This is a genomic window from Polaribacter sp. HaHaR_3_91 (assembly GCF_019278525.1).
Lineage (GTDB): Bacteria > Bacteroidota > Bacteroidia > Flavobacteriales > Flavobacteriaceae > Polaribacter.
In genome coordinates, this window is record NZ_CP058986.1 from 4,054,043 (window position 1) to 4,067,611 (window position 13,569).

Annotated in this window: 12 protein-coding genes; 2 read left to right on the forward strand and 10 right to left on the reverse strand. The window is 32.4% G+C overall.

Annotation, left to right across the window (positions count from 1 at the left end):
- Window positions 1–33 precede the first annotated feature (33 nt).
- Both H0I27_RS16935 and H0I27_RS16940 read right to left on the reverse strand, forming a co-directional pair.
- Window positions 34–3,096 carry a TAT-variant-translocated molybdopterin oxidoreductase gene (locus tag H0I27_RS16935; RefSeq protein ID WP_218731807.1) on the reverse strand — a complete coding sequence of 1,021 codons (3,063 nt, stop codon included), beginning with the start codon at window positions 3,094–3,096 and terminating at the stop codon, window positions 34–36.
- 82 nt (window positions 3,097–3,178) lie between these two features.
- Window positions 3,179–4,486 carry a cytochrome c3 family protein gene (locus H0I27_RS16940; RefSeq protein WP_218731808.1) on the reverse strand — a complete coding sequence of 436 codons (1,308 nt, stop codon included), beginning with the start codon at window positions 4,484–4,486 and terminating at the stop codon, window positions 3,179–3,181.
- 194 nt (window positions 4,487–4,680) lie between these two features.
- Here H0I27_RS16940 and H0I27_RS16945 point away from each other — a divergent pair, with 194 nt between their 5' ends.
- A complete protein-coding gene (locus H0I27_RS16945) occupies window positions 4,681–5,049 on the forward strand; it encodes an SPOR domain-containing protein (RefSeq protein WP_218731809.1) in 369 nt (122 codons plus the stop codon).
- A 160-nt stretch (window positions 5,050–5,209) separates the two neighbouring features.
- Here H0I27_RS16945 and H0I27_RS16950 read toward each other — a convergent pair whose 3' ends face one another.
- The 5 genes from H0I27_RS16950 to H0I27_RS16970 all read right to left on the reverse strand — a co-directional run bounded on the left by H0I27_RS16950 (window position 5,210) and on the right by H0I27_RS16970 (window position 9,136).
- The gene (locus tag H0I27_RS16950) at window positions 5,210–5,779 is read right to left on the reverse strand and encodes a DUF2911 domain-containing protein (protein ID WP_218731810.1); all 570 of its coding nucleotides are present in this window, start codon (window positions 5,777–5,779) and stop codon (window positions 5,210–5,212) included.
- Between the two features lie 179 nt (window positions 5,780–5,958).
- Complete coding sequence (locus tag H0I27_RS16955; protein ID WP_165731657.1) at window positions 5,959–6,072, reverse strand: FeoB-associated Cys-rich membrane protein; 114 nt, start codon at window positions 6,070–6,072, stop codon at window positions 5,959–5,961.
- Complete coding sequence (gene feoB / locus H0I27_RS16960) at window positions 6,072–8,183, reverse strand: ferrous iron transport protein B (protein WP_218731811.1); 2,112 nt, start codon at window positions 8,181–8,183, stop codon at window positions 6,072–6,074. The genes H0I27_RS16955 and feoB overlap by 1 nt, the downstream gene beginning before the upstream one ends.
- On the reverse strand, window positions 8,183–8,413 hold the full coding sequence (locus tag H0I27_RS16965) for a FeoA family protein (RefSeq protein ID WP_165731655.1): 231 nt from the start codon (window positions 8,411–8,413) through the stop codon (window positions 8,183–8,185). The genes feoB and H0I27_RS16965 overlap by 1 nt, the downstream gene beginning before the upstream one ends.
- 51 nt (window positions 8,414–8,464) lie before the next feature.
- Entirely contained in the window at window positions 8,465–9,136 is a 672-nt protein-coding gene (locus H0I27_RS16970; protein WP_218731812.1) for an SCO family protein, read from the reverse strand.
- 171 nt (window positions 9,137–9,307) lie between these two features.
- Between H0I27_RS16970 and rseP the strand changes: the two genes are divergently transcribed.
- On the forward strand, window positions 9,308–10,654 hold the full coding sequence (gene rseP / locus H0I27_RS16975) for an RIP metalloprotease RseP (RefSeq protein WP_218731813.1): 1,347 nt from the start codon (window positions 9,308–9,310) through the stop codon (window positions 10,652–10,654).
- Window positions 10,655–11,100: 446 nt separating this feature from the next.
- On the opposite strand, the gene H0I27_RS16980 is transcribed toward rseP, so the two are convergent.
- From H0I27_RS16980 to H0I27_RS16990, 3 genes are all read right to left on the reverse strand, one after another.
- The gene (locus H0I27_RS16980) at window positions 11,101–11,256 is read right to left on the reverse strand and encodes a hypothetical protein (protein ID WP_157603506.1); all 156 of its coding nucleotides are present in this window, start codon (window positions 11,254–11,256) and stop codon (window positions 11,101–11,103) included.
- Between the two features lie 177 nt (window positions 11,257–11,433).
- Window positions 11,434–12,849 carry a flotillin family protein gene (locus tag H0I27_RS16985; protein ID WP_254712701.1) on the reverse strand — a complete coding sequence of 472 codons (1,416 nt, stop codon included), beginning with the start codon at window positions 12,847–12,849 and terminating at the stop codon, window positions 11,434–11,436.
- A gap of 10 nt (window positions 12,850–12,859) precedes the next feature.
- Entirely contained in the window at window positions 12,860–13,432 is a 573-nt protein-coding gene (locus tag H0I27_RS16990; RefSeq protein WP_218731814.1) for a hypothetical protein, read from the reverse strand.
- Between the last annotated feature and the right edge of the window lie 137 nt (window positions 13,433–13,569).

Genomic DNA, 13,569 nt, shown 5'->3' on the forward strand with positions numbered 1-13,569 from the left:
CCTTTAACTTTGAGTTTTCAATTTAAAATTTTCTTACGCTTCGTTTGTATTTCTAACTTTCACTTGATATACTACATTCGGTTTCGTTTGTAAGTAATCTAATACGTGATAAGCTCTCTTGTCTTCTGCTAATGCTGCTACTTCGTCTTTTTCGTTATTAATGTCTCCAAAAACCATAGCACCTGTTGTACAAGCTGATGAACAAGCTGTTTCAAACTCATCTGTATTAACAGCTCTTCCTTCTTTTTTAGCTTTTAGAATTGTAGCTTGTGTCATTTGAATACACATAGAACATTTCTCCATAACCCCTCTAGAACGAACTACAACATCTGGGTTTAACACCATTTTACCATAGTCATTATTCATATTGAAGTCAAACTCTTTGTTATTAGAATACTGGAACCAGTTAAAACGACGAACTCTATAAGGACAGTTGTTTGCACAATATCTTGTACCAACACATCTGTTATATGCCATTTGGTTTTGACCTTGACGACCATGAGATGTTGCTGCAACTGGACAAACAGTCTCACAAGGAGCATGATTACAGTGCTGACACATCATTGGTTGAAAAGTAACCTCTGGATTTTCTGCTTCAGTTTCTATAGCTTTATACAAGTCTCCACCGCTTAAGCCCATTGCCTTCGCTTCTTCTCTTGTTGCAACTTCAGAAGAGTAATATCTATCGATACGCAACCAGTGCATATCTCTACCAACTCTAACCTCATTTTTACCTACAACTGGTACATTATTTTCTGCATGACATGCTATAACACACGCACCACAACCTGTACAAGATGATAAATCTATTGATAAGTTAAAGTGATGACCAACTTCTCTGTTGTGCTCTTCCCATAAATCAATAGATTTTGCTTCAACTTCTTGATGATCATAAGATACAAAAGCAGGCTTGTTCCAAGAATGTTTCGGATCTACACTACTTACTACCTCTTTTAAAGAAGCTACTTTTAAAATATCATGACGCCCTGCAATTGTTTTTTGTACTTGTGTACAAGCAAATTTATGGGTACCAGATACTTTTTCTATTGTAACTCCGTACTGAATATTGTTTCCGTTAATGTATAATGGATATCCATTAACACCAACTTTCATTTCTTCTTTTAAGCCAAAAGTTTTACCGTAACCTAAAGCTAAACCTACAGAACCAATAGCCTGACCTGGTTGTACCATTACCGGAACAACAACATCAACACCATTAACAGATACTTTGGCATAATCACCATTAATAGCACCGTTATCTTTTACAGGATTAGAAAAACCTAATTCTCTGGCATCTGCCATAGACATCATTAAGTAATTATCCCAAGAAGCTCTTGTAATAGGGTCTGGAAATTCTTGTAACCAAGGATTGTTTGCTTGTTTACCGTCTCCTAAACCTGTTTTAGTATATAAGTTTAATTCAAAACCAGAAGCTTTCTTCGCTGAACTTGCTAATTTTGATGCAATATCAGAAATTACAACAGTAGATTCAAAAACTTCTCCCTCTTCTTCTAAAGAAAGATCTTTTTTGAAAAAACCATTATGCAAAGCTTTGTTCCATGAAGCACCACCTAAAACATTGGTAGCTGCATATGTTTTTAAATAATCGTAATATTTTGTAGTATCTCCAGACCATTTTAATAACGTATCTTGAACCTGACGTGTATTAAATAATGGTTGAATTGTTGGCTGCATTAAACCATACGTTACAGAATCGAACTGTGCATCTCCCCAAGACTCCAAAAAGTGTGGAGTTGGCAATGCATAATCCATTAAAGTAGTAGTACTGTTATGTTCTGTAGACAATGCTACTGAAATTTCTAGTTTACCTAATCCTTCAGAAAAATCTGATGCATTTGATAATGAATACACAGGATCTACATTGTATGCAATTAATCCTGATACTTTACCAGCTTTCATATCTAAAACTAATTGAGCAACTTCAGCATCATTTCCTTTACGGATGTTTAGCGTATTTTTTGTATCAATAATTTCACTATTTAATGCCTTATTAATCGCTAATGAAATTAATTGTGCATTTTTATCATTCAACCCTGTTAAGACAACACCTTTAGAACCAGCTTTCTTTAAATCTGAAGCTAATTTTTTAATAGTTGCATCTACAGAAGTTGCTTTAGAAGGAACATTTGCTCCTGTAATAGCGTTGTATAAGTTTAACAATGCAAATACCTGATCAGATGGTTTTACAACCACTCTTTTATCAGCATTAGCACCTGTTAAAGACATATTACTCTCTACCTGTACATGGTAAGACATATATCCTTTTTCTGGTTTTCTACCAGCAATGTATTTCTTCTCTAAACCTCCGTGAAAATCTCCAAGAAAATCAGCACCAAAAGAAACAATTGTTTTTGCATTTTCTAAATGATAATTTGGTAATACACGTTTACCGTACATTGCCATAAAAGCATCTGCCGCTCCAGATTCTGAAACTGCATCATAAACAACATGTTTTACATTTGGGTTTGCTGCAATAAAGCCTTCAATAACTTTATCCGTAGACGGACTTGCCATTGTACCTGTTAATAATACAACAGGTTTATTTGCTTCTTTTAATTCGTTTAATTTTCTACCAATTTTAGAATCAGCATCTGCCCAAGTTAAAAAAGCTTCTTTATCTTGAGGCTCTTTTAAACGTAATTTTTCATCATATAAAGACAAAACAGAAGCTTGTACTCTCGCACTTGTTGTTCCGTCCGCTTCTTTATTAGGCATAATTTGAATAGGGCGCCCTTCGCGTGTTTTTACCAACACATTTGCAAAATCATAACCATCTGCCATTGAAGTTGCGTACCAATCTGCAATACCAGCAATGATATCGTCTGGTTTTACAACATAAGGAATAGCCTTTCTAACGGGTCCCTGACAAGCTGCTAATGAAGCTGCAGCTGTAGTAAAACCAACATATTTTAAAAAGTCTCTACGTGAAGTAGAAGAATTCTCTAAAGTTTCTTTATCACCTAAAAACTCATCTGACGGAAGCTCTTCCACAAATTCGTTTTTACTTAACGTTTCAACAATAGAACTACCTTTAAGTTCCTCAACACTTTGCCAGTATTTTTTGTCTGAAGCCATTTATACTTTTTATTTAATGATTGAAAGATTCAAACTAGAAAACACCCAGTTTTGTAATCTTTTAATTTTTAATTCTTTTTAATTAGTAGTGACATTTACCACACTCTTTACCACCTAACTGTGAAATGGTAACTTGATCTACATTGTATTTCTTTGCCAAATCTTCATGAATTTTCTTGTAATAATCATTACCTTTTAAATCCACTTTAGTGTCTTTATGACAATCTATACACCAACCCATTGTTAATGGAGCGTGCTGATACAATTCATCCATTTCCTCTACAGGTCCATGACATTTTTGACAATCGATACCTGCAACTGTTACGTGTTGTGAGTGATTATAATAAACAAAATCTGGTAAATTATGAACTCTCACCCATTTAATTGGAGCCGTTTCACCTGTATACTCTAAGTTATCTGCATCCCAACCAGCGGCTGTATAAATCTTTGCAATTTCAAGATCTAATTCTTCTTTTCCAAGAACACTTCCATCTCCTAATTCTACAACAGTATCATCTGCAACTTCAGAAATATTTAAGTGACAATTCATACAAACATTTACTGATGGAATACCAGATGTTTTACTATGCTTCGCCGAAGAGTGACAATATTGACAATCTATCTTATTATCTCCTGCATGTATTTTATGTGAAAATGCAATTGGCTGAATTGGTTGATACCCTTCATCTACCCCTACTTTAAATAAGAATCCAAATAACACATAAATACCAATTAACACTAAAAATATAGTAGTTAAAACTTTTAAGAAAGTATTTTTCATTATACCCGCCCAAAGCTCATGTAAATCTCTTTTAAGATTTGAATCTTCTCCCGGAGCAGTATCACCTTTTAACTCACTTACCTGCTTTAACAAACTAGCAATCATTAAAAAAGCAACAATAATAGCAGCAGACAACACATATATTAACCAACCTGGAGCACCTGCAGAAGAAACATTTGCAGAAGCATCACCTGCCGCCACTTCACCTACTTTTTTAAGCTCACCTACAGTAGTATAATATAAAATATCATCTACATTCTGATCAGTTAACTGAGGGAAAGCAGACATTGCAGCTCCATTGTACTCGTCAAAAATTGCATTAGCATCTGAATCTCCAGTTGCTCTTAATTCTGCATTATTTTTAATCCAAGAATGTAACCAAACATTTTCTCTTCTCTCCTCGACACCAGCCAAAGCTGGTCCAATTAATTTCTTATCTAACTTGTGACAAGAAGCACATAACGATTTAAATAATTTTTTCCCTTCTTTTTGGCGTGCCTCATCTACCTCTTGTGAATAAGCAGATACACTGAATGCAAAAATTAGGAGAAAAGTAATACTTTTAAGAAGTAATGTGGTTAGTCTATTGTGCAGTTCTACACTTTTCATATTTAAACTTTGATTAAAAATATCTAATATAAAATGACAAAAGTCATTTTTTTCCGTTTGACAAAAGTAATACTTCTTCCTAAGGTTTGAAAAGCTAAAAGAATGTAAAACATAATTTATAATTATTCTAAATAAGCGTTTAATCTAATTTATTCCTAAACTAGTCGTTATTTTTGTACAAAATAAAATTAAGCATGAAAAGTAAATTAACAACACTCTCGTTTTTGATTGTTTTATTAGCAACTAGTTACAATTCTTTCTCACAAAATAGCACAAATGAATCTGCAGAAATAAAGGATATTGTTTCTAAAAAAAGAAGTTTTAATAGCACTTTTGGCTTTGGATACAGAATTCAACTTTATAACGGAAGCGAGCAAAAAGCAAGACAGTTTATGGCTCGTTTTAAAGCAGAATTTCCCGGAAATTTCTCGAAACTAGTTTATTACGCCCCAGAATGGAAAGTACAAGTAGGTAATTACAAAACAAAATTAGAGGCTGATAAAGATCTAATAAAATTTCAAGAAAAATTCTCTGGAATTATTGTGATCCCAATGGGGAAGTAATTAATACAGAAAACACATTAGAAGTAATTAAAAAGCTTCATTATTTTGCTATCTGAAAAGAAAACAAAATAATGAAGCTTTTTAATATTACAATTTTTAAGTAGGTTTTACACTAGTTTTACCCTAAAACAAACACCTTAATCTAAAGTAAGTAGTAAACCTATTCTTCAAAGTCTACTTTCTCTTCCAAAGAAACGGAAACTACCGTATTACCCCAACCTAAATGCATGGTAACTGTGTTATCTTCAACTTCATTAAAGACAATTGAAAAAGCTTCAATACTTTTTTCTGACTCAGAAACTGCACCAGAAACCCTAACAACATCATCTTTTTCATCGTAAGTATAATGCCCCCAAACATTTCTAACATTACTAAGAATCAGCGTCCATTCTTTATCACCAGGAACCGAAAACAAAGTATATGTACCCGCTTTTACGCTTTCTCCTCCAAATAAAACATCCTTAAAAAAAGTAATTTCAGAAGCTTCATTAGCACCAGTTCTCCAAACACCTTTATCTGAAACCTCAGCCAAAGAAGACAATGCTCTTCCTTTTAATTGTGGCCTTCCGTAAATAACTCTTACTAACTTATCGGAATCTCTCCAATCACTTGGGTAGGCAGCAACATCTAAAGGACTCACATCTAATCTTGGAAATTTTTGAGAGAAAGTATCTGTCGATGAAAGAATTGAGAGTACAATAATGGCAAATAATAGAATTGTTTTTTTCATTTTTATAATTTATGAGGTGATATAAAGATCAGTCATCAAAAATAAAAAATCTTACAATGTTATTTTACTAATTTCATGTTAAACATAATGAAGAAGCAATAAAAGGAATTAAATCGACATCCCTCATTTCATGAAGGTGTGCAGTAAAATAAATATCTTAAATGGTTATAAAAAGTAAATTAACAACCACAACCAGCACTACAACCTTTCTTTTTTTTAGAAGGAAAAACATATTTTCTTAATAAAAAAGCTACGGCTAGAACAACTAATATATATGCTATAATTTCTTGCATTAACTTAAAATTTGATAGGTTATAAATGAAGCAACATATGCCATTAAGCCCATTCCGAACAATTGGATTAATGGCCATTTCCAAGTTTTTGTTTCACGCTTTACAATAGCTAAGGTTGCCATACACTGCATTGCAAAGGCATAAAAAACCATTAAAGACATTCCCACAGGAAAATTAAACCTTTTACCGCCGGTATCTGGATTTATTTCTGATCTCATCTTTTCTTTAATCGTAGATGTATTTTCATCATCTGCCTCTACACTATAAATGGTTGCCAGCGTACCTACAAAAACTTCTCGTGCAGCAAAAGATGTAATTAAAGCAATTCCTATTTTCCAATCATACCCTAAAGGTCTAATAGAGGGCTCTATTGTTTTCCCAAGAATACCAATATAAGAATTCTCTAACTTTACAGATGCTATTTTTTGCTGTAATTCCTGATCTGATAAACTCTGGTTAGCAACATTTTCAATCGTATTTTTCTCTGCGTTCTCAAAAGAAGCTGGTCCGTTTGATGCTAAAAACCATAAAACAATAGACAAAGCTAAAATGATTTTTCCCGCTTCTAAAACAAACGATTTTGTCTTTTCAACCACCTCATAAAAAACATTTTTAACAGATGGTAATTTATAATTTGGCATTTCCACCACAAAAAACGACTTCGATTTTATCTTTAACGTCTTATGTAATATATAAGCTGCTATCACTGCTGTTGCAAACCCCAATCCATATAACAATAACAAAACTACACCTTGTAAATTTAAGAATCCGAAGATTTTTGTATCAGGTATAATTAAAGAAATTAAAATAGCATATACGGGTAAACGCGCAGAACAGGTGGTAAACGGCACTACCAAAATAGTAATCAATCGCTCTTTCCAACTAGCAATTGTTCTAGTTGCCATAATTGCAGGAATTGCACAAGCAGTACCAGAAATTAACGGAATTACACTTTTACCATTCATACCAAATCGACGCATAATTTTATCCATTAAAAACACCACACGACTCATATACCCCGTTTCTTCTAAAACCGAAATAAATAAAAATAGAATGGCTATTTGTGGAATAAATATAATAACACCTCCAATTCCAGGTATTATTCCCTCTGTTAACAGGTCTGTAAGCACCCCATTTGGCAGATTACTTTTTGCAAAATCTGCAATTTGAGCAAAACTAGTATCTATAAAATCCATTGGTACTGAAGCCCAATCGAAAACAGATTGAAAGATAATCAATAATAAAAACACAAAGAAAAAGTAACCAAAAACCTTATGTGTAAAAACCCTATCTAGCCTACCACGAAGGTCTTTGGCTTTGGTTTTATCTACTATATAGGTCTTTTTAAGTATTTTATTAATTTCTTGATAACGATAAATAGTTTCTTTATGTTGATATTTCTTTAACTTAGAAACGTCTTTTTTAAAGTTAAGGAGTTTTTGTTTTTCTTCTATTGATATGGAATCTGGATAGTTATTCTGCGTTACCATCAACCATAATTCATACAAAGAATATTTAGGGCTAATTTCTTTTAACTTATCAAAATAATCTGGATCAATTTGATGATTGATTCCACATAAAGGAGAAGCTTTTGCAGCAACGTGGCAACGAATAATTGCAGCTTTTACATCATCTATTCCTTCATTTTTTCTTGCACTAATTAAAACTACCTCTGTATTTAACTCTTTTTTCAATAAAGATAAATCGATAGTAATTCCTTTTCTGTTCATTTGGTCAACCATATTGATTGCCAAAACTGTTGGAATTTCTAAATCTTTAATCTGAGAAAAAAGCAGTAAGTTTCTTTTTAAATTCTCTACATCTGCAACTACCAAAATAACATCTGGAGATTCCTTAATATCCTTTTTTAACAAGGTTTTTAAAACAATACTCTCGTCTAAAGAAGTAGGATTTATACTATATGTACCTGGTAAATCTGTAATAATTGCATTCTGAGTAGCAGATAGTTTACTAACACCATTTTTTTTATCAACAGTAATTCCTGGGTAATTTCCAACTTTCTGATTTAAACCTGTAAGTTGATTGAATAGTGATGTTTTTCCGGTATTTGGGTTCCCTATTAAAGCAACCTTTATATCATTTTTAGACATTATAAATGCGCTTTAAGGATTCGAATTTTAGAAGCTGTTTCTATTCTTATTGCCAAATGACTACCGTTTACGCAAATATACAAAGGGTCTTTTAAGGGCGCTATTTGAACTAACTGAACCTCAGCTCCTGGTAGACAGCCCATTTCTAACAATTTTAAAGGAATAAAATCTAAAGACTCTTCAGAAATATATCCTATCTCTCCCTTACGTAATGTAGCTATTGTGCTCAATGAATTTTATTTGGAAGGCAAATATAATCATTTAGAATGATTCTAAACAAGTTATTCAGAAGCATATTCTTCTTTTAACAAAACAATATCATTTTTAAGTTTCTCCATATCTTCTTTCTCCGTCCCATCATAATACCCCCGAATTCGTCTGTCTTTATCAACTAAAACAAATTGTTCTGTGTGTATAAAATCACTTTCATCACCATTACCTTCATCTAAAACTGCAAAATAACTTTTTCGAGCCAACTCATAAATGTGCTTTTTAGAACCTGTAGTAACATTCCATTTTCCATCAATAACCCCTTTTCTATCCGCATATTCTTTTAAAACAGAAACGCTATCCATAACTGGCGTAACAGAATGCGATAAAAACATAATATCATCATCCTTTTTATAAAACTCTTGCAACTCTCCCATATTATAAGCCATGGCAATACAAATTGTTTGGCAACGAGTAAAAAAGAAATCTGCTATATAAATTTTATCTTTATAATTACTATTGGTAACCGTTTCCCCATTTTGATTGGTTAGTTTAAAATCGGCAATGGTATGGTTGTTTTGAATATGCACCATACTATCGTCTACCAATCTCGGGTTTACATCAATAGGATTGTAAATTTTAAGGTGTTTATCTACTTTTAATAAATGATAATAAACTGTAAGTGAAATTGCAGAAAACACTGCAAAAAAGATAAGTAGAGGAATAGACTTTTTAAACTCCATAAGATAATTTTGTGACAACAAATTTACGACTTAATAAAACCTTAGAAAAAAAAACAAAAGGGAATAGTTTCCAAAATCTTTGTTAAATTAAAAAGGTACCTCAATTTGTTCTTTTGCAACTACCTTTAAAAACGTACATTTGCGACTATTTTAACTATGATTTAACGCTGAATGGAAATATTAATAAAAGCATCACAATTTATTTTAAGTTTATCTTTATTGATTGTATTGCACGAGTTAGGGCACTTTATCCCTGCAAAATTGTTTAAAACCAGAGTAGAAAAATTCTACTTATTCTTTGATTATAAATTCTCTATTTTTAAGAAAAAAATTGGTGATACTGTTTACGGTATTGGTTGGATTCCTTTAGGTGGATATGTAAAAATATCTGGAATGATAGATGAAAGTATGGATACTGAGCAAATGGCTTTACCACCGCAACCTTGGGAATTTCGTTCTAAACCGGCATGGCAACGTCTAATTATAATGTTGGGTGGAGTTTTTGTAAACTTTGTTTTAGGTATTTTTATCTACATTATGTTAATGTATGCTTATGGCGAAAACTTTTTACCAAACGAAAATGTAAAAGACGGTGTCTGGGTACAAGATTCTTTAGCGATGAACTTAGGTTTACAAACTGGAGATAAAGTTTTAACTATTGATGGAGAAAAAATTAAAAAATTTAACGAACTAACTTTAGGGTTTGTAAACGGTAATAATTTTCAAATTGAAAGAAAAGGACAAGTTATTGACAAAGTAATTCCAGAAGATTTTATCTCTCAATTAGTAGACAGAGGTAAAGATGCTGGTGTAATTTTACTACCTAGATATCCTTTTGCTATTACGAGTGTTTCTGAAGATTCACCAAATAAAAATGCTGATTTAAAAGCGAAAGATATTGTTGTTGCCATTAATGGAAATGCAATAAAGTATTTTGATGAAGCTCAGGTTGAATTAAATAAGTTTAAAAATCAGGATATTTCTGTTACCATAAAAAGAGAAAACGAAACAAAAGATATCGCTGTAAAAGTTACCAATGAAGGTAAATTAGGCGTTGGTTTTGGCTTATTACCTTCTAAAGACTTAGAAAGACTTGGCTACTATGATTTGGCAAATATCGAATACACTTTTGCAGAAGCAATTCCTGCAGGGTGGAACAAATCTGTAAAAACACTTACAGACTACATTAAACAATTAAAGAAAATCTTTAACCCAAGCACTGGAGCTTATAAAGGATTAGGTGGATTTATTTCTATAGGAAGCATTTTTCCATCGGAATGGAGCGCAGAATCTTTCTGGAACATAACCGCATTCTTATCTATTATGTTAGGATTTATGAACCTTTTACCAATACCTGCTTTAGACGGTGGTCACGTTGTTTTTACCCTTTGGGAAATGATAACTGGTAAAAAACCAGGAGATAAATTCTTAGAATATGCACAAGTAACAGGCTTTATTCTTTTAATAGCTTTATTACTTTTTGCAAACGGAAATGATATCTTTAGGTTGTTTAACTAAACAAAATAAAAGACATTAAAAAGCCTCACTTTTATAAAAGCGAGGCTTTTTTTATACCTTAAAAGAACGATTGATAAAAGAAAACCAAGTGTACTGTGTATTGCACCTATCGCAAGCATAAGCCTTAGTACCTGGTATTAATTTAACAAATGCACCCCTCCTCATTCTGTGGTTAGATGTAGATTTACATTTTGGGCAAGCTTTCATAATTAAATTGGTTTGGTTTACCTCTGAAATTTAGCAAGTTACAGTAAGATAATTCTATTCTAAATTAACTGATTTATATACTAAAATTAGGATACAAAAAGAAAGCTTAAATAAGAAGAAAATTTTGGTAACCTAAATTGATATCAGATTCTTATAAACACTGATTTTAAGCAAACAGAGACACAGAAATAAATTCTGTATAATAAGATTTTACACCTTTAGAATGGCTTTTTTTTTTGCTACACCTTAAAAGTACGATTGATAAATGAAAACCAAGCATACTGTGTATTACAATTATCACAAGCATAACCTCTTGTTCCTGGAATAATCTTTACAATTCCTTTTCTCATCATTCTGTGTCTAGATTCAGATTTACATTTCGGACAAGATTTCATAAGCTAGGGGATATTTATTTTAAACCGCAATTTACTAAATACAAGCAATGTATTTACCCCGTATTAATACCTGTTTAAAAATCAACGTTTTAATTATTCTACCAAAAATTATATATCAAAAAAGCCATCATTTAAAAAATAAATGATGGCTTCCGTTAAAACTTGTATGTTTATAAACTAGTTATCTTTAGTATCAATAACCTCTGCAGGTAACCCAGTAGGGATATCTTTTCCTTTTAAATAACTTGGCAACTCCATACCTGCCATATTAAACATTTCCTGTAAAGGTGGTACCGCTTTATACATTCCAGAAATAAAGTTAGAGGTTGATGTTTTTCCATCTGCTCCTCCTCCATTTTCCCAAACAGTAACTTTATCAATTTTTATATTTTTAATAGCTTCGGCTTGTATTTTCACTAATTCCGGCAACTTATCAGCAATTAATAATAAGGCTGCATTTTGAGAATCGTTTCCAGCAGCTTTCACTATTTGATCTAAACCTTGTGCTTGTTTTGTTAAAACCTCAAACAAACCTTGTGCTTCCGCTTGTGCTTTAAATAAAATTGCATCGGCTTCACCTCTTGCAATTCTTCTAATATTTTCTGCTCTTGCTTCTGCGTCTATTTCTACTTTACGTTTGTCTATTTCTGCTGGTACAATAATATCGGCTAATTGAGAAGAACGTTCTCTTTCCGCTCTTGCAACCTCTGCTTCTTGCTCTGCAGCATAAGATTCTTTTAACGCGTTTGCTGTTTGTACTTTTTCTGATGCAATTGCAGTACGTTCTGCTTCGGCTTCTCTTTGTCTTCTTAAAGAGTCTGAATTTGCTACATTAATTTTTGCTGTATTTTCTCCAGCTACTGCTTGTGCATTTGCTGCTGCAACTTGTGTTCTTTCATCTTGTACCGCGTTTGCCTCACCAATAGAACCATCTCTATTTTTTTCTGCAACCGATTTACGTGCCGCGTTAATTGCATGTGCAGCTGCTTCTTTACCTAAAGCCTCTATATAACCAGATTCATCAACAATATCTGTAATATTTACGTTGATTAATTTTAAACCTACTTTCTTTAACTCTGTTTCTACAGATTGAGAAATATTAGTTAAAAATTTATCACGGTCGTTGTTAATTTCTTCAATATCCATCGATGCTACCACCAAACGTAGCTGACCAAAAATAATTTCTTGTGCTAAATCTTGAATGCTATCTTGATCTAAACCTAACAATCTTTCTGCTGCATTTTGCATGATTCCTGGTTCTGTAGAAACCCCAATTGTAAATCTCGAAGGTACATTAACACGAATATTTTGCTTAGAAAGTGCATTTACCAAATTTACTTCTATAGAAATAGGTGTTAAATCTAAAAATTGATAATCTTGAATAACAGGAAATATAAATGCGGCTCCACCATGAATACATTTAGCAGATTCTCCTCCACCTACTTTTCCATAAACAACCAAAATACGGTCTGAAGGACATCTCTTATAACGTTTTACCATTGCTATTAGCAATATAAAAACGAAGAGAATTGCAATTCCGATTCCGATTAATCCAGCAAATTGACTGGCTTGTAATACCATAAAGTTTAACATAGCTTTTTTTTTAATTTTGAGGTTCTATTATTAATATTCCGTTATTTGTTACTTCTATTACTTTAATTATCTTTCCCTGTTTTAAATCTTCACTATAATCCGTTAATGCTTCTAATTCTCTTAAAGCTCCCTGAATTTTTATCTGAATTTTACCTGTTTTAGATCTATTTGCACCTACTGTTAAATAGACTTCACCAATAGAGTTTAAGGCATTTTTCATTTTTAAGGTTCCGCTAGAAGATAATTTACTGATGTAATAAAATAATGCTGCCATTACAAACATCATCAACAAACCAGAAAATATAGAAATAATAATGGTAGTTCCTGTTGCGTTTCCTGCATCCATACTTGCAATTCCACTCCATCCGAAAATAGTGAAAAAAGCAACTAAGTTTTTTAAGGTAAAAAACTGAAATCCGGCTCCAGTATCTGCATCAATTTCGGCATCTACATCACCTATATCATCTGTTTCTGCACCAATTATTGTGGTTATTAAAACCAACAAAAACATAAATGTAGAAATCCCGGTAATTACCCAATAGGTCTTTTCGAAAGTAGTTAATTCTTGAAACCATTCCATCATAGTAGTTTGTTTTAAAAGAGATTAAAGATAAATGTTTTTGACTGAATAAAGAGGTTTATTCCATCATTATAAAGCACGATACCATTTGATTCAGATCAACTTTTAAGAGCGCTCTTTTTAAGTTGATTTTAAACTTT